The following is a 20,281-nucleotide window of genomic DNA, read 5'->3' on the forward strand; positions in this document are numbered from 1 at the left end:
GCCGGGGGGCGCCACCGTCAAAACCGAATCCTACTCGGTAGTATTCCGGGAAGAGGAGGGGGCCGGTGCGCCCCCCGTCACACCCGCGGGGAACGGGGAGTGCGCCGGGGCCGCGGCGGAGGCCGCCCTGGTCAGCCGAGTTTGTGCTCCATGTGCAGGTGGGGGATGCCCGCGTCCATGAACTCCGCACCGTGGGCGGTGTACCCCAACCGCTCGTAGAAGCCGAGAGCGTGGGTCTGCGCGTGCAACTCCACCCGGTCCAGCCCGGACTCGCGCGCCAGGTCCTCTGCCGCGCGGACCAGCGCGGCACCCGTACCCTTCCCTCGCCCCGGGGGCAGGACCGCCATCCGGCCCAGGAGCCCGGAACCGTCACCCTGGTCCACCAGGCGGACCGTGCCCACCGGCACCCCGTCCGCCAGGGCGAGGAGGAAGTCGGCGGTACCGTCCCGCTCGTCCCACTCCTCCTCGATGGGCACCTGCTGCTCGGCGACGAACACGGCGCCCCTGATCACGAAGACGGCCGCGCGGTCCCGCTCGTCCAGGACCCGGCGAATCTGTGGCTTACTCATCCGCGCAGGATATCCGCGCGGGTGACGGGCCCCGCACCCGGTCCCGGCCGTCCGCCCCTCTCCCCCGCCGCCCCGATCCGCCCGCCCTAACCTGGACGTATGGAACTGCCCAGCGAAGTCCACCCCACCGTCGAGGACCCGCGTGTGGAGCGCGCGCGGTACTGGCGCTTCTCCGGGCTGCCCGACACCGAACTTCTCACCGCCCGTTTCGTCACCACGTCCTTCACCCGGCACACGCACCCCACGTACACCATCGGCATGATCACCGGCGGCATCGAGGAGTACTCCCACGCGGGCGGGCGCTCACGGGTGGGGCCGGGCGGGCTGGCCGTGGTCGGTCCGGACGAGGTGCACACCGGGCACGCGGGGGTTCCCGAGGGGTGGGGGTACCGGGTCTTCTACCCCGCCCCCGAGGTGGTCGAGGAGATCGGCCGTGAGCTGGGGATGCGGGGCGCCCCCGGGTTCACCGCCTCCGGGATCCACGCGCCCGAGGTCTCGCGGGTACTGGTGGGGGCGCACATGGCCGCCGAACGGGGAGAACGCCTGACCGCGTCCTCCCTGGCCAGGCAGGGCATCGCGATGCTGCTGCGGTCGCACGGGCGCGAACGGGGCACGGAGGACGGCGCGCACACGGCACGGCCCGAGGTGGCCCGGGTCCGGGAACTGCTGTCCGAGCGCCTCGTGGACCCGCCGACCCTGGAGGAGCTGGCGGCGTACGCGGGGATGGGCCCGTTCGCACTGTCCCGGGCCTTCCGGGCCGCCTACGGGCTGCCCCCGCACGCCTACCTGAACCAGATACGCGTGAACCGGGCCAGGGCCCTTCTGCTTCAGGGGCGACGGGCCGTTGAGGTGGCCGCGGAGGTCGGGTTCGCCGACCAGCCGCACCTGACCCGGCACTTCCGGCGTCATCTGGGCGTGCCGCCCGTCGCCTACCAGCGCGCCCTGCACCGGGCCTGAACCGGCCGGCCCCCGGCCCGGGGCGGCGGGCACCACGGTGCAAGAACGTTCAATACGGGTCGCCCGTGCCCGCCTAACGTGGGCGAACGTGAAGCTCCTGTCGCAACTACGTTCTCCGGCCGTCCGGGACAGCCTGGGCATCGGCGTCGCCGTGGGCGCCGCCGGCCTGGCCTTCGGCACCGCGGCCGTGGCCGCCGGGCTGTCCCCCGCGCAGGCCCTGTTCCTCAGCCTGTTCATGTTCACCGGAGCCTCCCAGTTCGCCCTGGTCGGGGTGATCGCGGGGGGCGGGAGCCTCGTCGCCGGGGCGCTGGGCGCCCTGCTCCTGGGCGCCCGCAACACCCTGTACGGGCTGCGGTTGGCCGATGTGCTGGGGTACCGGGGCGCGCGCCGTGCGCTGGCCGCACACGGGGTGATCGACGAGACGACCGCGGTGACGCTGGTCCAACCGGACCGGGAGTCCGCCCGTACCGCGTTCATGACGACCTACGTGGTCCTGGGCGGCTTCTGGGTGGCCACGACCCTGGTGGGCGCGCTGGCCACGGAGCGGGTGAGCGACATCGACGCGTTCGGGCTGGACGCGGTGGGGCCGGCGATCTTCCTGGGGCTGCTGTGGCCCCGGCTGCGCGAGGGTGGCCCGCGCACCTGGCTGATCGCGGGCCTGGGCGCGGGAGCGGCCCTGGCCGCGACCCCGTTCCTGCCGCCGGGGGTGCCGGTGCTGCTGGCCGCCTCCGCCGCGCTGTTGTCGTTCGTCGGGGTCGGCGGTCGAGCGCCCGAGGGGGTCGGCCCCTGCGAGCGGTCCGACGGCTCCCACGGGTCCGACGCCTCCGAGGGGGCACGGCCATGACGCTGTGGATCGCGCTGATCGCCACCGCCGCCGGGTGCTACCTGCTCAAGTACGCGGGTCTGGCGGCCCCCCGCCGCCTGCTGGACGATCCGTGGCTGCGGAGGTTCGCCACGGCCGTCCCCCTGGCCCTGCTGGCCGCGCTGATCGCCGTGCAGGCGCTGGGCGACGGCCAGGCCCTGGTCTGGGACACCGCCCGCATGGCTGGGGTGGGGGCCGCCCTGCTCGCCCTGGTGCTGCGCGCCCCGTTCCTGGTGGTGGTCGTCGCGGCGGCCGGTACGACTGCGGCCCTGCGCGCGCTGGGAGTCGGTTAGGTACGGGCTGGGAGGGGTTGTCCACAGGCGGTTCCGGCCACTCTTGACCGGCGATGGGCCGCCTGCGAGAGTCAGCCGCATGCGCCCGGGCACACCCCGGCTCCGGTGCGCGCCGAGTGGACCTTGCGACGATGGAAGGACCCGCCTCCATGGCCCCTGCCGCACAACGGCCCCAGCCCCCCACCGACACCGCCGCCCGATCGGCGGTGGAGGTCCTGGCCGCCGCCGGGATCAGACGGTGCTACACCGTCCCCGGCGAGAGCTTCCTCGAACTCGCCGACGCCATCGACCAGCACCCGGAGATGGCGCTGGTTTCCACCCGGCACGAGGGCGGCGCGGCCTTCATGGCCGAGGCCGAGGCCAAGCTCACCGGTGTCCCCGCCGTCGCAGCGGCCACACGGGGCCCGGGCGCGGCCAACCTGGCGGTCGGTGTGCACACCGCCATGCAGGACTCCACACCCATGATCGTGTTCCTCGGCCAGGCCGAGACCGATCGGCTGGGACGTGAGGCCTTCCAGGAGGTGGACCTGACCGCCTTCTACGCACCGATCACCAAGTGGTCCACCACCGTGCACCGGGCCGACCGGCTGGCGGAGACCACCGCGCGGGCGATCCGGATCGCCACCACCGGCCGACCGGGCCCGGTGTCCATCGCGGTGCCGGGCGACCTGTTCGGCCAGCGGGTCGACCGCCGACCGGTACCGCGCCCCCCGGCGGCGCCCCGGCCCCCGTTGGGCGGGGACGACCGCGACCGGTTGGCCGACTGGCTTGCCCGGGCGGTGCGTCCGGTGATCATCGCGGGCGGCGGGGCCCGGTCCGCACGCGAGGACCTCGTCCGCGTGGCCGAGCGGTACAGCGCGGGCGTGTACGCCGCCTGGCGCCGACAGGACGTGTTCCCCAACGACCACCCCCTCTATCTCGGGCACCTCGGGCTCGGGGCTCCGAGCGCGGTGCTGGGCGCCCTGGCCGACGCGGACGCGGTCCTGGTGGTCGGGTGCCGGATGAGCGAGACCACCACCCAGGGGTACCGGCTGCCCGAGTCCGACGGGCGCACCCGGGTGGCGCAGATCGACGTCGACCCCGGGCAGATCGGTGCCGGTCGGGACGTGTGGTTCGGGGCGGTCGCCGATGCCGGGAAGGCACTGCGCGCGCTGGCCGGGGCTCCGGTCAGGGTGTCCTACCGGGACTGGAGCAGGGCCCGACGGGTGTGGGTGGAGAGCACCGCGATTCCGCCCGGGACGGCCGAGCACCGGAGCGGCCGTATGCATCCGTGGTCGGTGGTCGCCGGTATGCGCGAGGCCCTGCCCGAGGACACCCTGATCACCAACGACGCGGGCAACTTCGCCTCCTTCCTGCACCGGGGCTGGTGGTTCCGGCATCCGGACACCCAGTTGGCGCCGACCAGCGGGGCCATGGGCTACGCCGTCCCCGCCGCGGTTGCCGCGAAGATCGCCGCGCCCGGGCGGACGGTCGTGGCGGTGGCTGGTGACGGCGGCGCGCTGATGACCGGGCAGGAACTGGAGACCGCGGTGCGCAACGGCGCGGCGATCACCGTCGTGGTGTTCCAGAACGGGCTCTACGGCACGATCGCCATGCACCAGGCCCGCGAGCTGGGCCGGATCGCCGGTACCGAGATCAGCGGCCCCCTGGACCTGGCGGGTTACGCCCGGGCGTTGGGGGCGCGCGGAGCCACCGTGCACACTCGCGAGGAGCTGGTGAAGGCGTTGGCCGAGGCGGTGGCCTCGGACCTGCCGACCCTGGTGGACGTGCGCACCGACCCCGAGGTGATCAGCCCGACCGCGACCCTGTCGGACCTGTTGGGCGAGCAGGGGTGACCCGGGGCTGGGGCGGGCCGCGCGCCCCGTCCCAGCCCCTCCGCCGGGGTCAGCCGGGCCCGGGCCCGTCCGTGTAGGTCCCCGCGGCTTCGCGCAGGGCGCGCACGACGGCACGGATCGCGGGTCTACGGGAGGCCTCACTGCGCCAGAACACGTAGACCTGGCGGACCAGCGCGGGTTGGACCGGGACCACGCGCACCCCCTCCGGCAGGGGGCCGCGCCCCAGCCTGGGCATGACGGCCGCGCCGATCCCGGCGGCGACGAGGGCCAGCTTGGTCTGGTGTTCCTCGACGTTGTGCACGACGGTGGGCTCGGCCCCCCGGCCCCGGATGATGCCGTGCAGCCAGTCGTCGCAGATCGACCCCTTGGTCCAACTGATCCAGGGGAGGTCGAGGATCTCGTCGAGCTCCAGGAGTTCGCGGTGGGCCAGGGGGTGTTCCGCGGGCAGGGCGATGTCACCCACGTCCTCCATGACCGAGGCCCTGGTCATCCCCTGGGGCAGGGTCAGCGGGGAGCCCATCCAGTCCACGACCATGGCCAGGTCGGCGTCTCCGTTGACCATGGCGGGGATGCTCTCGTGGGGTTCCTCCTCCTGGAGTTCGACGCGCAGACCCGGGTGGGCCTCGCGCAGGGCGGGGAGCGCCGCGGGCAGGAGTCCGCGTACCGCCGTGGGGGTGGCGGACAGGCGCAGGTGACCGGTGACGTCGCCCCGATGGGCCTCCAGGTCGGCCTCCGCCCGGTGGACCAGGGACAGGATCCGCGAAGTGTGTTCGACGAGGAGTTCGGCGGCGTCGGTGAGGCGTACGCCGCGCCCGTTGCGTTCGACCAGGGGTTGGCCGACCTCGCGTTCGAGCTTGGCGAGCTGCTGGGAGACGGCGGAGTTGGTGACGTGCAGGGCCTGGGAGGCGGCGCTGAGGGAGCCGTGGGCGGCGATGGCGTGCAGGACGCGGAGCCGGTCGACACTGAGCATGTAAGCAACTCTAATATCCACCTTAAGAAATACGAAGTGGACCTAAGGCATCGGGCAAGGATAGAAACATCCCATGTCCACTCTTCCCGACACCGCGGCGCCCTCCGCCCCAGCCCCGGCAGCTCCGACCCCGAACCGCGTTCCGTTCCCGGGCTGGCGTGCCAAGTTCGTACTCCTCGCACTCATCTGGGGGATGAGTTTCGTCCTGATCAGGACCGGCGCCGAGGTCCTCGCCCCGGTCCAGCTCTCCCTGGGCCGCATGGCCACCGGCGCCCTGCCCCTGCTCGCGGTCCTGTTCCTGCGCGGCGGACGCCTACCGTCCTCGCCCCGGCTGTGGGGGCACGTGTTCGTGGCCGCCCTGCTGCTGAACACCGTCCCCTTCACCCTGTTCGGGTACGCCGGACAGCTCATCCCGTCCGCGCTGATGGGGATCGTCAACGCCTCGACCCCGCTGTTCGGGGTGGTGTTCGCGATGCTGATCCTGTCCGACGAGCGCCCCGACCGCGGCCGCGTCCTCGGGCTCGGCATCGGCTTCCTCGGTGTCCTCACCGTCTTCGGGGTGTGGAACTCCCTGGCCGAGGTGAACGTGGCCGACGACGACGCCCTGCTGGGGATGCTGCTGGTGGTGGCCGCCACCGTCTGCTACGGGATCGGCACCCCCTACCTGCGCCGGTTCGTCGCGGGCAGCCCGCACACCGCACTGGAGCTGAGCGCCCTGCAGATGCTGCTCGGCACCCTTCCCCTGCTCGTGGTCGCCCCGCTGACCACCGGCCTGCCCACCGAGCTGACCTGGCGGGCGGCCCTGGCGGTGACCGCGTTGGGGGTGTTCGGCACCGGGTTCGCCTACATCCTGAACTACGCGGTCGTCCGCGCGGCCGGGGCGACCGTGGCCACCACCGTCACCTACGTGGTCCCGGTGGTGGCGGTCGCCGCGGGGGTCCTCCTGCTCGGCGAGACCCTGAGCTGGAACCAGCCGCTGGGCGCGGCCGTCATCATCCTGGGCGCGGCCCTGTGCCAGGGGGTCCTACGCGTCCGCCGTCCGGCCCCGGTCGGAGGCGGACGGCGGAGGGATCGTGCCCGGGAGGGTGTCTAGTCCTCGCGGAGCTTGTCCACGGCGGCTTCCAGATCGTCGGGGTAGGGGCTGGAGAACTCCACCGGGCGGTGCTCGGTGGGGTGGTCGAAGCCCAGTCGTACCGCGTGCAGCCACTGGCGGCGCACGCCCAGCCGTTCGGCCAGGGTGGGGTCGGCACCGTAGAGGTGGTCACCCACACAGGGGTGGCGCAGCGCAGCCATGTGCACCCGGATCTGGTGGGTCCGACCCGTCTCCAGCTTGATCTCCAGCAGGCTGGCGGCCCGGAAGGCCTCCTGGGTGTCGTAGTGCGTCACCGAGGGGCGGCCGCCCGCGACCACGGCCCAGCGTCCGTCCCCCGCGGGGTGGCGGTCGATGGGGGCGTCCACGGTGCCCCGGAGCGGATCCGGGTGGCCCTGGACCAGCGTGTGGTAGCGCTTGTCGACGGTGCGCTCCTTGAACGCCCGCTTGAGCACGCTGTAGGCGGTCTCGCTCTTGGCGACCACCATCAGGCCGGTGGTGTTGGCGTCCAGGCGGTGCACGATGCCCTGGCGTTCGGCGGCCCCGCTGGTGGCCAACTGCACGCCGGAGGCCAACAGACCCTCCAGCACGCTGGGTCCGGTCCAGCCGACCGTCGGGTGCGCGACCACGCCGACCGGCTTGTCCACCACGATGATGTCGGTGTCCTCGTGCACGATCCGCATGCCGGGAACGGCCTCGGCGCGAGGCACCGGGGCGGTGGGCGGCGGCGGGAGGGTGACCTCCAGCCAGGCCCCGGCCTGCACCCGGTCGGACTTTCCCGCCTCGGCACCGTCGAGGAGGACGCCGCCGTCCCCGATCAGCTCCGCGGCCCGGGTTCGGGAGAGACCGAACATCCGCGCGATCGCGGCATCGAGCCGGTCGCCTTCCAGACCGTCTGGGACGGGGAGGCTCCTCGTGTCACTCATGCGCCCTGCCCCTGTTCGTCGTTGCCACCGGTGTCGGAGTCCTTCTTCCGGGCGGGCTCCTCGTCCGCGACCATCGTCCCGTCCAGGTTGAGACCCCTGAAGGTCAGCAGCACCACCAGGCAGGCTCCGACCACCACGCAGGAGTCGGCGATGTTGAAGACCGGGAAGTTGCCGACGCTGATGAAGTCGACGACCGCTCCGGTGCCGGGTGTCTCCCCGCGGAAGTAGCGGTCGACGAGGTTGCCCGCGGCCCCGCCCATCATCAGCCCGAGCGTGACGCCCCACCACAGGCTGCGCACACGCCAGCCGAGGTAGGCGATCACGAGGACCACGAGAGTGGCGATCGCGGTGAACACCCAGGTGTAACCGGTGCCGAGCGAGAACGCGGCCCCGGTGTTGTACACCAGTGTGAACTGGACGAAGTTGCCGATGATGTCGAGGCGCTCGCCCTGGGAGAAGGCGGCCAGCACCCACTCCTTGGTGAGGAGGTCGGCGACGATCGCGATGAGCGCGACCAGCAGCAGGATCAGGTACCTGCGCGGCCGGGCGGCGGTGTTGTCGGTCGTGGTCATGTTGCTGTCCCCGGAGGGCTCTACCTCAGTCAGCGACGCTCCTCGCGCTGTTTGCAGGTGACGCACAGGGTGGCGCGCGGAAAGGCCTGCAGCCGTGCCTTTCCGATGGCCTGACCGCACGAGTCACAGACCCCGTAGGTCCCCGCGTCCATCTGTTCGATCGCCCGCTCGCTCTTGGCGAGCAGGTCACGAGTATTGTAGGCCAACGCCAGATCGTGTTCGCGTTGGAAGGTCTTGGCGCCGACGTCCGCGGGGTCGTCCCCCGCTCCTTCGACCGGGTCGGTGAGCCGGTCCGCGAGTTCGTCCTCGCTCTCGCGGAGCTCCTCCCGCTGCGCCGCGATCTCGCTCTGCAACTGGTTCCGGACCTGCGCAAGCTCCTCCGGTGTCCAGGGGTCCTCCCCCGGCCGGACCGGCAGCGCCGCCGCCTCGGTGGCCTTCATCGCACTCCCCCTCCACGCGTCCCACGGCCCCCGCGTCCGTTCTGATCTGCGGGATCTCCCCCTCGGCAAGGCCGTGAGTGGTGCCGCGAAGCCTAGGCAATCCACCGCCCGGAGGCAATGATCCCGGCGGTGCGTCCACCGAGGTGACGGGGAACGGCCCGGCGACCTGGGAGCGCTCAGAGGGCGCGCCGGTACAGGGCCGTGGGCACCACGAGGGTTCCGCGCAGGATCGTCTCGTCGGCGACGGTGCCGGTGTCCCACCAGCCCTGACGCTCGTAGAAGCGCCGGGCACGGGCGTTGGCGACCAGGACCCGCAGGACGGCCTGTTCGGCCGTGCCGTCGGCCATCGCCTCGTGCAGGGCGCGGGCCAGCTTCCGGTTGGTCCCCGAGCCCCACACCTCGGGCACGGAGTAGAAGGTCTCCAGATCCACCACCGAGCGGTTCTCGTCCTCGGGGTCGGGGCCCGGCACGAAACCGGCGAAGGCCACCACGGCGCGGTCCTCCTCCGCGACCAGCACCCCGGCCCCGGGAGCGGTGAAGTCGCCGGTGAGCCGTCTCGACCAGACCCCGGCCAGGCGCCCGGGGTCCAGGTTCTCCAGCGCGTAGTCGGGGATCATCCCGCGGTAGGCGGCCTGCCAGGAGCGGACGTGCACGCCGGCGATGGCCGGGGCGTCGTCGGGGTGTGCCTCACGGATCCTCATGGAGACCCATCCTGACCGTCGGGGCCGCCCGGTGCCAGGGGTGGGCCGCTCCGCCCCGGGCGGCCGCGCCCGCACGCACGGTCACTCGGCGACGGCGAAGCCGCCGTAGTCCTCGGCGAGCAGCAGCAGGTGGGGCTCGTCGAAGACCGCCGGGCCGCCGTGCGGGCCCGTCAGCACCTCGATCACCCAGTCCACGTCCTCGGCGTCGTCCTCACCCGCGAGCATGTCCCGGTGTACCCGGCAGGGCTCGTACCCCTGCTCCAGGAGCTGCTCGGCCAGCTCCTCCGCGTCCTCGCGTTCGGGCAGGGTCACCAGGACCGCGCCCCGCGTGTGCTCCGCCACGGCCGCTCCCTCAACTGATCCGCGGCGCACCTGGCCGCACTGCGTTATCCTGACGGTGTGTCGATGGGGACGAGTAACGCTGGCCCCGACCGGACGGACACAGCCTAGAGGCGGCTGGGCCGGCCAAGCGACCCGGGGACGGTGTGAGCCCGGGGGCAACGACCAGCGCGAAGATCACCCCGGAGCAGCCGGAGGAACAGGTGCCCGCGTGCGTCACGGCGCACCCCAGTAGAACCGGCACGGACCCAACGAAGTGGGATCCGCAGCCGATCCGCCCAGCGGATCCGGTCGCGGCTCCAAGGAGGGTGGTACCGCGGGGCTCCGCCTCGTCCCTCCGTCAGGAACACCCCTGATGGAGAAAGGTACGACGGTGACCGACGACCCCCGGCCCGAATCCCGCGCGCTGCCCCAACTGCCCGCCCAGATCGACCTGCCCGCGACGGAGCGCGAGATCCTCGGCCGCTGGTCGAAGGAGAACGTCTTCCAGCGGTCGCTCGACCAGACCCGCGGCAACGAGAACTGGGTCTTCTACGAGGGCCCGCCCACCGCGAACGGCCAGCCCGGCGTGCACCACGTCGAGGCCCGCGCCTTCAAGGACGTCTTCCCGCGTTTCCGCACCATGCGCGGCTACCACGTCGATCGCAAGGCCGGATGGGACTGCCACGGCCTGCCCGTCGAGGTCGCCGTGGAGAAGGAACTGGGCCTGAGCGGCAAGAAGGACATCGAGGCCTTCGGTATCGCCGAGTTCAACGACCGCTGCCGCGAGTCCGTCCTGCGCAACGTGGACGCGTTCACCGCCATGACCGAGCGCATGGGTTACTGGGTGAACATGGACGACGCCTACCGCACCATGGACCCGCAGTACGTGGAGTCCGTCTGGTGGGCGCTCAAGCAGATCTGGGACAAGGACCTGCTCGTCCGCGACTACCGGATCAGCCCCTACTGCCCGCGCTGCGGCACCACGCTCTCCGACCACGAGCTGGCCCAGGGCTACGAGACCGTCACCGACCCGTCGGTGTACGTGCGCTTCCCGGTGACCTCGGGTCCGCTGGCCTCCCCCGAACACCCCACCTCGATGCTGGTGTGGACCACGACACCGTGGACGCTGGTGTCCAACACGGCCGTGGCCGTACACCCGGACGTGGAGTACGTGGTGGCCACGGACGGCAACGAGCGGCTGCTGGTCGCCCGTCCGCTGTTCGAGAAGGTGCTCGGCGAGGGCTGGGAGCTCACCGGCGAGAGCTACGAGGGCGACGAGATGGAGCGCTGGACCTACCAGCGCCCCTTCGACCTCGTGTCCTTCGACGAACCCGCGCACTACGTCGTGCTCGCGGACTACGTGACCGTCGAGGACGGTACGGGCCTGGTCCACCAGTCCCCCGCCTTCGGCGCCGACGACATGACGGTCTGCCGCTCCTACGGCCTGCCGGTGGTCAACCCGGTCCGCCCCGACGGCACCTTCGAGGCCGAGCTCCAGCTCGTGGGCGGGGTGTTCTTCAAGGAGGCCGACAAGACGCTGGTCCGCGACCTCAGGGACCGTGGCCTGCTCTTCCGCCACCTGGACTACGAGCACTCCTACCCGCACTGCTGGCGCTGCCACACCGCGCTCCTGTACTACGCGGTCCCGTCCTGGTACATCCGCACCACCGCGGTCAAGGACGAGCTGCTCGCGCAGAACGACCTCACCAACTGGGTGCCGGAGAACGTCAAGGAGGGCCGCTTCGGTGAGTGGCTGCGCGGCAACGTCGACTGGGCGCTGTCCCGCAACCGCTACTGGGGCACCCCGCTGCCGATCTGGGAGTTCCCCGACGGCCGCCAGATCTGCGTGGGCTCCCTGGAGGAGCTGAGCGAGCTCAGCGGCCAGGACCTGTCCAACCTGGACCCGCACCGCCCCTACGTCGACGACGTCGTCATCCCCGACCCCGACGCCGATCCCTCACTCCCCGAGGAGGAGCGGGTCGCCCGTCGCGTGCCCGAGGTCATCGACGCCTGGTTCGACTCCGGTTCCATGCCGTTCGCCCAGTGGGGCGCCCCGCACCGGGACGAGGAGACCTTCGAGGCCAACTTCCCCGCGCAGTACATCTCCGAGGCGATCGACCAGACCCGAGGCTGGTTCTACTCGCTGCTCGCGGTGAGCACCCTGGTGTTCGGCCGCAACTCGTTCGAGAACGTGGTGGTACTCGGCCACATCCTCGCCGAGGACGGCCGCAAGATGAGCAAGCACCTGGGCAACGTCATGGAGCCCATCCCGGTGATGGACCAGCACGGCGCTGACGCCCTGCGCTGGTTCATGCTGGCCAGCGGCTCGCCGTGGACGGCCCGCCGCGTCGGCCACTCCGCCCTTGAGGAGATCGTCCGCAAGGTGCTGCTGACCTACTACAGCACCACGTCGTTCTTCACCCTGTACGCCAACGCCGGGAGCGGCTGGGACCACTCGAAGCTGGCCGACGCCCCGGCCCCGCAGGACCGCCCGCTGCTGGACCGGTGGCTGCTGTCCGAGCTCAACGAGGTCGTCCGCGACGTCACCGAGGCCATGGACGCCTTCGACACGACCGGGGCCGGGCGCCGTCTGACCGCGTTCGTGGACGACGTGTCCAACTGGTACGTGCGCCGCTCCCGGCGCCGGTTCTGGGGCGGTGCCGACACCCCGGAGGGCGCTGCGGCCTTCGCGACGCTGTTCGAGGCGCTGGAGACCGTCACCCTGCTGATGGCCCCCATCGTGCCGTTCCTGACCGAGCACGTGTGGTCGGCGCTGCGCCGCCCGCAGGGCGCGGACTCGGTCCACCTGGCGTCCTGGCCGGAGGTCCGCGAGGAGCTGATCGACCCCGCTCTGTCGAAGAACATGGCGCTGACCCGTCGTCTGGTGGAGCTGGGCCGGTCCGCCCGTGTGGACTCGGCCATGCGTACCCGGCAGCCGCTGGCCCGCGCCCTGGTGGGCGCCCCGGGCTTCACCGAACTGCCGGAGCAGCTGCGCGCCCAGGTGGCCGACGAGCTCAACGTGGCCCGGCTGGACGCGCTGTCCACCGTCGGCGGCGATCTCGTGGACTACGTGGTCAAGCCGAACTTCCGTGCTCTGGGCAAGCGGTTCGCCAAGCGCACGCCGCTGGTGGCCAAGGCCATCCAGGCCGCCGACCCTGCTGCCCTGGTCGAGCAGGTGCGCGGGAGCGGCTGGGCCCAGGTACGGGTCGAGGACGAGCCGGTCGAGGTGAGCGCCGACGAGGTCCTGGTGACCGAGCAGCCCCGTGAGGGTTGGGCGGTGGCCTCCGAGTCCGGGGAGACGGTGGCCCTGGACCTGGAGCTGACCCCGGAGCTGCGCCGGGCCGGTCTGGCCCGCGAGATGGTCCGGATGCTCCAGGAGGCCCGTAAGAACAGCGGCCTGGACGTGTCCGACCGGATCCGCGTGTGGTGGGCCGCCGAGGACGAGGTCGTCAGGCAGACCCTGTCCGAGCACGGGCGGATGATCGCCGGTGAGGTCCTGGCCGACACCTTCGCGGCCGGGGCGGGCGAGGACGCCCCGCACTCCGCGGAGTCGGAGGAGTTCGGGGTGGCCTTCACCTTCCGCCGCGCCTGAGCGCACGCACACGCCTGGGAGGCGACGGAGGGCCCCGCTCGGCCGAGCGGGGCCCTTCGGGCTGTCTGGGGGAGGTCAGCCGGAGCAGGAGGAGTCCGGCTGCTTCCTGGGGTCCTCGCCGACCTCGCCGGCCGGCTCCTCGCCGGTGGTGTCGTCGGCGCCCTCTCCGGTTCCGTCCGCGGTCCGGCCGGGCCGGGACCGCTCCGGGGCGGTCTCCTCCCCGGTCTCCCGGGTGGCGGGGTCCGGGTCCTCCGTGTCCGAGGCCTCCGCGTCCGGGACGTCCGTGTCCGAGGCGGTGTCGCCCTCGTTGTCGAGAATGGCGGCGTAGGCCAGGACCGAGTCACCGTCCCCGGCCGCCGCGCCGTCATCGGCGGGGGACCCGTCGGCGGTTCGGTTCCCCTCAGGGGTCCTCTCGGGTTCCTCGGGGGCCTCGTCGGCCCCCTCCTCCGCGTCCTGCGGCCCCTGGTCCACGTCCTCGGAGGTCCGGACCAGGTCATCGGCGGTGGTGTCCGCCGATGCCGCGGGATCGGTCTCAGCCGTCTCCCCGTCCCCGGTGGGTCGCTCCTCGTCGCCGGGGTCCCGCGCGGGGGTCTCCCGGGGCTCGTCGACGGATCCGTCCGGCTCGGGCTCGGTTCGCTCGACGCTCTGCACCGGTTCGGCGTCCGCCACCGGCTCGGAGTACTCGTGGGTGGTCTCTGCCTCAGGCGCGGCCTCTTCGGGGGCCGTGTCCTGGAGAGCCGCTGTCTGTCGCTCTGCGAGCGCCTCGATGTCCCGGGCCGTGTCCACGGTGGCGGGAGGTCCGTCCTCGCCGGGGGTCAGCCCGTGGTCCCGGCCGGTCTCGCCGGTGACGGCCGCGGGGATGCGGTAGGCGAACGCCCTACCCGGGTCGTCGGGTTCGGAGGCGTCCCCGGTCTCTTCGGCGCCGTGTGCGGCGGGTTCCTCCCCGGGGCCCTCTTCCCGGTCCTCGTCCGCGGAGGTTTCTCCGGGCGCTGGAGTCTCCTCGACAGAGGTGTCCTCGGCAGGGGTCGCGCCGGGCTCGGGTCCGTTCTCCACCGTCTCCGGCCACGCATCGGCCGGAGTGTCGGCCCCGACCGGCGCCTCGTCCCGGAGGGCCGGTTCCGGCCAGCTTCCGACAGTGGGGGTCTGCCAGCGGGGGATCTCGAACTCCGCTTCCTCTTCCGTCTCGTCGGCGACCGTTCGGTTCCGGTCGCTGACGGGCTGCTCCGAAACGGCGGATTCCCGCACCGGCTGGTCAGCCGGTGCGGGTGCGCGCCGAGACTCCTCCGGTTCCCACGCTCGGGCCGGGGCCGTGCCGACCGCGGTGGCGGCCTCCACGGGGACGGACGCCTTCCCCAAACCGTCCGTCCGTTCCGTGTCCGCTCTTGCCCCGCCGAACCGTCCCTGGATGATCGCGCCCAACAGTAGGAGCACGCTCAGCCCGCCGAGTCCCAGGGCGACGTACACCAGGGTGGTCTCGGCGAGGACCAGGGCAGCTGCGATGACGGCGATGGCCGCCAACACCGCCACGGTGGCGAGGAGGCTAAGGATCACGGGTCGACCAGGGCCTTTACACGTGTGGAGCCGGAGTCTTCAGTTGTTCGGAGCCGCATGGCCGCTGACGGGTCAGCGGCGCTCGTGCGGAACCTCGCCCGGGTGGAAGCCACCGTGCTGGGCGGGCTCGGGCTGGCCGAACGGGTTGCCGCCGGGGCCGTGCTGCTGGAGCGCGGGTGCCCCGCCGGTCTGGGGAGCCATCGTCTGGAAGCCGCCCGTGGTGTTCGGGTTGGGCTCGACCGGCTTGCCCTCGTCGTTGAGCTCGCGCAGCTGGCGCTCGAAGTAGTCCTTCAGGCGGCTGCGGTACTCGCGCTCGAAGTCCTTGAGCACGTTGACCTTGTGCTCGAGCTCCTCGCGCTGCTGAACCAGGCTGCCCATGACCTGACGGTGGCGCTCCTGGGCGTCCCGGTCGAGGTTCTCCGAGCGGGCGCGGGCCTCACCGATGATCTGGTCGGCCTGGCGGCGGGCCTTGCCGAGGATGTCCTCGGACTCGTGGCGGGCGCGGCCGAGGGTCTCGTCCGCCTCACGGCGGGCGTCGGAGATCGCCTGGTCGGCGGTCTGCTGGGCGAGCGCCAGGACACGGGCCGCCGTGTCCATGTTCTCCTCGCCACCCATGGCCAGGTTCGCGCCGGTCATCGCCATCTGCTGCTGCGGCGCGGGCGGCTGGGGCTCGACGGGCTGCTGCGCCTGGACGGGCTCCGGGCGCATCTGCTCCATCTGCTGCGGCGCCTCGGGGGCCTGCTGCTCCTGGGGCTGCTGGAAGTCCTGCATGCCGGCGTTGGGGACCTTGCCCCGCAGGCACTCGGCGAGCTTGCCGCGCAGTTCCTCGTTCTCCTGGATCAGCCGGTCCAGCTCGGACTCGACCTCGTCGAGAAAGGCGTCGACCTCTTCTTCGTCATACCCGGGTCGGAGCCGGGTGGTACTGAACTGCTTGTTCCGCACATCGGCGGGTGTCAGCGGCATGTTCGTCTCCTTGGCGCGCTTGGAGTCTGTCCGTAGGGACGCTACCTGATCGTGACCTTACGGCAATCCAGATCATGACCAAGACCACATATCGGAATCAGGGGCTGTCTTTTCCGCCCCCGACCTCCTCTACCCCACGCTGAGCATCAGGCTCCCCAGAATGCTCTGGAGGATGATCACGGCGAAGAAGAGGACCAGCACACTCAGGTCGAGTGCGATACTCCCCAGCCGGATCGGCTTGATGAACCTGCGCAGGAACCTCAGTGGCGGATCGGTGATCGTGTACACGATCTCAGCGAGCACAAGCACGAACCCGGTGGGCCGCCACGTCCGGGAGAAGGACTGCACCATCTCCAGGACCACCCTCGCTATCAGCACGAAGACAAACAGCTGCAGCAGGAAGGACAGCACGGACAGGACGATACTCACGGTCGTTCCCCGACCCAATCTCTGGACAAATGTGATGATCTAGCTCTGATTGAAGAACCCTCGCTCGGCGATCCGCGCCTTGTCTTCGGCGGTCACCTCGACGTTGGCCGGGGACAGCAGGAACACCTTGTTGGTCACGCGTTCGATACTGCCATGGAGACCGAAGATCAGACCAGCCGCGAAGTCGACGAGACGCTTGGCGTCGCTGTCGACCATCTCGGTCAGGTTCATGATCACCGGCGTACCTTCCCGGAAGTGCTCTCCGATCGTACGCGCCTCGTTGTAGGTACGTGGATGGAGCGTGGTGATCCGAGCCAGGTCGGCGGTTGAGGCAGTCATGGCCGTACCACCGCGTCGCTCACCCGTTCCCAGGTAGTCGCCGGTGTCCGGCACATCCTCGCCTCGTACTTCCTCGCCTCGCGGAGTGTCAGCGTCGCGGTCACGCTGCTCCTCCACGCCCTCGTCGAAATCGTCGAACTCATCATATTCGTCCGCATAGCGGTGATCGTAACGGTCGTCCTCCACGAGGCCGAGGTAGACCGCCATCTTGCGCATCGCGCCGGCCATCTCATGTCCTCCGTCGTCCCCGCGGCCTTCACCGCAGCCGACTCCTCCGTCTTCGGCCCCTGCGCCCCGCGTACACGGGGTGTTCGTCCATTCGGGCGAACGCCACAGACAGGCCCCAAGGTCTATGTGGGGACATTACCCCACGATCGGTCCCCGGGAGCCGAGCAACGCCGTACCGAGTCGCAGGTGTGTCGCGCCCCGTCCGATCGCGGCCTCCAGGTCCCCGCTCATCCCCGCGGAGATCACCGTTGCCCGAGGGTAGTGATCCCGGACCACCCCCGCCACCTCCTGCAGGCGGGCGAAGGCCGCGTCCGGGTCTCCGTCCCGGGGGGCGACCGCCATCACACCGCCGAGGGTGAGCGCCTCGTGTTCGGCGATCCGCTCCGCGAGCCCAACCACGTCCCCCGGATCCACGCCTCCGCGCGGGCCGATGACCCCGGCCTCGGAATCGGTGTCCAGGTTGACCTGTACCAGACAGGTCAGACGCCGACCCGCCGCCGCGGCCCGGTCACCCAACGCCCTGGCGAGTTTGGCCCGGTCGACCGAGTGCACCACATTCGCGTAGGAGGCCACGGAACGTGCCTTGTTGGTCTGCAACTGGCCGACGAAGTGCCAGTTCAGGCCGAGGTCGGCAGTCTCCGCGGCCTTCGGGGCCGCTTCCTGGTCACGGTTCTCCCCGACGTCGGTGACCCCCAGGGAGGCGAGAATGCGCACATCGCTGGCCGGGTAGGTCTTCGTCACTCCGATCAGCGACACCTCCGAGGGGTCGCGGCCGGCCTTCTCGCAGGCCTCCTCGATCCTGGCCCGCGCGGCCCGGATGTTGGCGCGGATCTGCTCGGTGCGCGCGGGACCGGTATGTGACACGGGTGTTCCTTCTCTTCCTACTGCTGTGGCCGGATGTGGCTGCGGTGTGGCCGGTTGCGGCCCCGCCGAAGGACCGCGCGGCTCAGGCCCCAGGGCTCCTCCGCGGGCCGGGGTGGCGAAGACCTCATTCACGCCAGAGGAAGGAGGCGAACCGGCCGGTGGGCGCGTCCCCGCGGTGGGAGAACAGTTCCGGGCTCTCCAGGGTGCAGCGGCCGTCAGCGAGGACGTCCCCGACCCCGGCTCGGCCCAGTTGGGCCGTGACGGCGGCCGTCATGTCCACACCCGTGCTGCCCTGTCTGGTGGTCGAGGCCGCCTCCGGGGTCCGTGCGGCGGTCTCGGCCTGGAGGTCGGGCGGAACCTCGTAGCACCGGCCGCAGATGGCCGGCCCGAGGAAGACGGTGATCCGGTCACGTCGGGCGCCCTGGGCGACCATGGTGTCCACCAGGTTGACGGCCACGCCGTGCGCGGTGCCCAGCCTTCCCGAGTGGGCCGCGCCCAGCACCCCCGCCTCGCCGTCGGCGGCCAGAACGGGCAGGCAGTCCGCCGCCATCGAGGCGAGCACCAGGTCCGGGCGGGTGGTCACCACACCGTCGCAGGTGCCGACCCCGCCGGGCTCGGTGGCCACGAGCACGTCGGCGCTGTGGACCTGGTTCATCCACACGACCCGCTCGACGCCGAACCCGAGGTCCTCGGCCGCTCGGGCCCGGTTGGCGGTGACCGCCTCCCGGGTGTCGCCGGTACCCAACCCGAGGTTGAGCGAGTCGAACGGCGGCCGGCTCACCCCGCCCTTGCGTTCGGTGACGGCGGCACGGACACCGTGTCCCAGGTCGATGATGTCTCCCATCGGATCGACGCGGTCCTTCCCTCGGCCCCGCGGGGAACCGGACGGTTCTGCCTCCGGGGGCGGCGACGGCCCCGCCACGAGGGTCGGGGCCGCTGACACGTCGATGGTACCGGGATGGTGGCGGACTACTTCAGGAACTCCGGCACGTCCAGGTCGTCGGGGTCGTCGAAGATCACTCGGCGCCGGGGCGTGGGAACCTCACCGCGGCGTTCGGAGGCGTCCGAGACCGCGTGGATGTGGCTCGACTGGGTCTCCTGCTCGGCCTCGGGCTCCGACGCGGGTTCCGGTGCGGGCTGCTCCTCGGCGGGGGCGGCCTGCGGCTCCGGAGCGGCCGGCTCGGGCTCGGGGTAGGAGACCTGGTAGCCGCTGCTCTGGTTCTGCTCGGGCTGGGCCGGAGCCTGGGTGCGCTGGGGTTCCTGACGGACCGGCTCCGGAGCGGCCGGCGGCTGGACCGGCGGCATGGCGGGCCGTGGGGCCTCCTGCGCGGGCTGGGCCGGGCGGGAGGGGGTGATCCACGGCATGCTGGTGGCCGGCGCCCCGCTCGCGTCCGCGGTGGACGGTGCCGTCTTGGCCGACGACTCCTCCCCACCGGACGTGATGCCTGCCGTGGGGGCGACGGCCTCAGGAGGGTCCACCGGCTGGCGCTCCCGCACCACGGCACCGGTGACCTCGGGTTCGTCGAAGCCCGCCGCGATGACGGTGACCCGCACCTCGTCGCCCAGGGCGTCGTCGATGACGGCGCCGAAGATGATGTTGGCATCGGGCGCGGCCGAGTTGGCGACCAGCTGCGCGGCCTCGTTGATCTCGAAGAGGCCCAGGTCGGATCCGCCCTGGATGGACAGGAGCACACCGTGTGCGCCGTCGATGCTGGCTTCGAGGAGCGGTGAGGAGATCGCCAGTTCGGCCGCTGCGACGGCCCTGTCGTCCCCTCGTGCCGATCCGATCCCCATCAGCGCCGACCCTGCCCCCGACATGACCGACTTGACGTCGGCGAAGTCCAGGTTGATCAGGCCCGGCGTGGTGATCAGGTCGGTGATGCCCTGGACACCGGAGAGCAGGACCTGGTCGGCCGCCTTGAAGGCGTCCAACACGCTGACCTGGCGGTCCGAGATGGACAGCAGGCGGTCATTGGGGATGACGATGAGGGTGTCGACCTCCTCGCGGAGCATCGCTATCCCCGACTCGGCCTGGGTCGCCCGGCGCTTGCCCTCGAAACCGAAGGGGCGGGTGACCACTCCGATGGTGAGCGCGCCGAGGGAACGGGCGATGTTGGCGACGACGGGGGCTCCGCCGGTGCCGGTTCCACCACCCTCTCCGGCCGTGACGAAGACCATGTCGGCCCCCTTGAGGACCTCCTCGATCTCCTCCCGGTGATCCTCCGCGGCCTTGCGACCGACATCGGGGTTGGCGCCTGCGCCCAGGCCACGGGTGAGCTCACGGCCGACGTCGAGCTTGACGTCCGCGTCACTCATCAGCAGCGCTTGCGCGTCGGTGTTGATCGCGATGAACTCGACGCCCTTGAGCCCCTCTTCGATCATTCGGTTGACGGCGTTGACACCGCCGCCGCCGATGCCGACGACTTTGATGACCGCGAGGTAGTTCTGCGGTGCTGCCACGACGAGGGGCCTTTCCGCTCGCATACGCCGTTCCGTCTCCGCGTCCGCTGACCGGTGGCCAACGGGTGCGCCGGCGGTTCGGCATCCGGTTCTACAGTGTGCGTTTCGGGTGCTCCCGCCCGGCGGCCGCGTGAGCGGCTGCCTGTGGAGGACCCGGGGTCACCGGTACCGTCCTGCGTCTGCCGTACGACCCTGAGGGTCCGGATACGGCCCGCTCCGCGAAGCGGGGGCGAAACGGTTCCTGAGTACCCCGAAAAGCGTGTTTTACTGCGTGGTTGACAGTGGTTGTGCTTCCCGACAGTAAGCGGACTGTCGAGTA

At 71.6% G+C, this 20,281-nt stretch carries 20 protein-coding genes; 6 read left to right on the forward strand and 14 right to left on the reverse strand.

The window, feature by feature from the left end:
• Positions 1–131 precede the first annotated feature (131 nt).
• On the reverse strand, positions 132–569 hold the full coding sequence (locus IE195_RS16300) for a GNAT family N-acetyltransferase (protein WP_191272303.1): 438 nt from the start codon (positions 567–569) through the stop codon (positions 132–134).
• A gap of 99 nt (positions 570–668) precedes the next feature.
• On the opposite strand from IE195_RS16300, the gene IE195_RS16305 reads away from it, so the two are divergent.
• From IE195_RS16305 to IE195_RS16320, 4 genes are all read left to right on the forward strand, one after another.
• The gene (locus IE195_RS16305; RefSeq protein WP_191272304.1) at positions 669–1,526 is read left to right on the forward strand and encodes an AraC family transcriptional regulator; all 858 of its coding nucleotides are present in this window, start codon (positions 669–671) and stop codon (positions 1,524–1,526) included.
• Positions 1,527–1,614: 88 nt separating this feature from the next.
• A complete protein-coding gene (locus IE195_RS16310) occupies positions 1,615–2,370 on the forward strand; it encodes an AzlC family ABC transporter permease (RefSeq protein WP_191272305.1) in 756 nt (251 codons plus the stop codon).
• Complete coding sequence (locus tag IE195_RS16315; RefSeq protein ID WP_191272306.1) at positions 2,367–2,681, forward strand: AzlD domain-containing protein; 315 nt, start codon at positions 2,367–2,369, stop codon at positions 2,679–2,681. The genes IE195_RS16310 and IE195_RS16315 overlap by 4 nt, the downstream gene beginning before the upstream one ends.
• Positions 2,682–2,830: 149 nt before the next feature.
• Entirely contained in the window at positions 2,831–4,516 is a 1,686-nt protein-coding gene (locus IE195_RS16320) for a thiamine pyrophosphate-dependent enzyme (protein ID WP_191272307.1), read from the forward strand.
• Positions 4,517–4,565: 49 nt separating this feature from the next.
• Here IE195_RS16320 and IE195_RS16325 read toward each other — a convergent pair whose 3' ends face one another.
• Positions 4,566–5,486, reverse strand: coding sequence for a LysR family transcriptional regulator (locus IE195_RS16325; protein ID WP_191272308.1), 921 nt, complete (start codon positions 5,484–5,486; stop codon positions 4,566–4,568).
• A 73-nt stretch (positions 5,487–5,559) separates the two neighbouring features.
• Between IE195_RS16325 and IE195_RS16330 the strand changes: the two genes are divergently transcribed.
• Positions 5,560–6,579: a DMT family transporter gene (locus IE195_RS16330; protein WP_191272310.1), complete on the forward strand. Its 1,020-nt coding sequence runs from the start codon at positions 5,560–5,562 to the stop codon at positions 6,577–6,579.
• Here the strand turns inward: IE195_RS16330 and IE195_RS16335 are convergent.
• The 5 genes from IE195_RS16335 to IE195_RS16355 all read right to left on the reverse strand — a co-directional run bounded on the left by IE195_RS16335 (position 6,576) and on the right by IE195_RS16355 (position 9,557).
• Positions 6,576–7,502, reverse strand: coding sequence for an RluA family pseudouridine synthase (locus IE195_RS16335; RefSeq protein ID WP_191272311.1), 927 nt, complete (start codon positions 7,500–7,502; stop codon positions 6,576–6,578). The genes IE195_RS16330 and IE195_RS16335 overlap by 4 nt on opposite strands.
• Positions 7,499–8,074: a signal peptidase II gene (lspA, locus tag IE195_RS16340; protein WP_191272312.1), complete on the reverse strand. Its 576-nt coding sequence runs from the start codon at positions 8,072–8,074 to the stop codon at positions 7,499–7,501. The genes IE195_RS16335 and lspA overlap by 4 nt, the downstream gene beginning before the upstream one ends.
• A 29-nt stretch (positions 8,075–8,103) precedes the next feature.
• The gene (locus tag IE195_RS16345) at positions 8,104–8,514 is read right to left on the reverse strand and encodes a TraR/DksA family transcriptional regulator (RefSeq protein ID WP_191272313.1); all 411 of its coding nucleotides are present in this window, start codon (positions 8,512–8,514) and stop codon (positions 8,104–8,106) included.
• A 176-nt stretch (positions 8,515–8,690) separates the two neighbouring features.
• A complete protein-coding gene (locus IE195_RS16350; RefSeq protein WP_191272314.1) occupies positions 8,691–9,215 on the reverse strand; it encodes a GNAT family N-acetyltransferase in 525 nt (174 codons plus the stop codon).
• Positions 9,216–9,296: 81 nt separating this feature from the next.
• Positions 9,297–9,557 carry a hypothetical protein gene (locus IE195_RS16355; protein WP_191272315.1) on the reverse strand — a complete coding sequence of 87 codons (261 nt, stop codon included), beginning with the start codon at positions 9,555–9,557 and terminating at the stop codon, positions 9,297–9,299.
• A gap of 370 nt (positions 9,558–9,927) precedes the next feature.
• Here IE195_RS16355 and ileS point away from each other — a divergent pair, with 370 nt between their 5' ends.
• Positions 9,928–13,128, forward strand: coding sequence for an isoleucine--tRNA ligase (gene ileS, locus IE195_RS16360; RefSeq protein ID WP_191272696.1), 3,201 nt, complete (start codon positions 9,928–9,930; stop codon positions 13,126–13,128).
• 75 nt (positions 13,129–13,203) lie between these two features.
• On the opposite strand, the gene IE195_RS16365 is transcribed toward ileS, so the two are convergent.
• The 7 genes from IE195_RS16365 to ftsZ form a co-directional block, all read right to left on the reverse strand.
• On the reverse strand, positions 13,204–14,679 hold the full coding sequence (locus IE195_RS16365) for a hypothetical protein (RefSeq protein ID WP_191272316.1): 1,476 nt from the start codon (positions 14,677–14,679) through the stop codon (positions 13,204–13,206).
• A 72-nt stretch (positions 14,680–14,751) separates the two neighbouring features.
• Positions 14,752–15,642 carry a DivIVA domain-containing protein gene (locus tag IE195_RS16370; RefSeq protein ID WP_191272318.1) on the reverse strand — a complete coding sequence of 297 codons (891 nt, stop codon included), beginning with the start codon at positions 15,640–15,642 and terminating at the stop codon, positions 14,752–14,754.
• A gap of 129 nt (positions 15,643–15,771) precedes the next feature.
• The gene (locus IE195_RS16375; protein WP_191272320.1) at positions 15,772–16,071 is read right to left on the reverse strand and encodes a YggT family protein; all 300 of its coding nucleotides are present in this window, start codon (positions 16,069–16,071) and stop codon (positions 15,772–15,774) included.
• 39 nt (positions 16,072–16,110) lie between these two features.
• Positions 16,111–16,638 (reverse strand): cell division protein SepF, encoded by a 528-nt coding sequence (locus IE195_RS16380; RefSeq protein WP_191272322.1) that lies wholly within the window; start codon positions 16,636–16,638, stop codon positions 16,111–16,113.
• 135 nt (positions 16,639–16,773) lie between these two features.
• Entirely contained in the window at positions 16,774–17,502 is a 729-nt protein-coding gene (locus IE195_RS16385) for a YggS family pyridoxal phosphate-dependent enzyme (protein WP_191272324.1), read from the reverse strand.
• 124 nt (positions 17,503–17,626) lie between these two features.
• On the reverse strand, positions 17,627–18,346 hold the full coding sequence (pgeF, locus tag IE195_RS16390; RefSeq protein ID WP_191272326.1) for a peptidoglycan editing factor PgeF: 720 nt from the start codon (positions 18,344–18,346) through the stop codon (positions 17,627–17,629).
• Between the two features lie 125 nt (positions 18,347–18,471).
• Positions 18,472–19,962 (reverse strand): cell division protein FtsZ, encoded by a 1,491-nt coding sequence (ftsZ, locus tag IE195_RS16395; RefSeq protein ID WP_191272698.1) that lies wholly within the window; start codon positions 19,960–19,962, stop codon positions 18,472–18,474.
• Between the last annotated feature and the right edge of the window lie 319 nt (positions 19,963–20,281).

The sequence above is a fragment of the Nocardiopsis terrae genome (assembly GCF_014651695.1).
Lineage (GTDB): Bacteria > Actinomycetota > Actinomycetes > Streptosporangiales > Streptosporangiaceae > Nocardiopsis > Nocardiopsis terrae.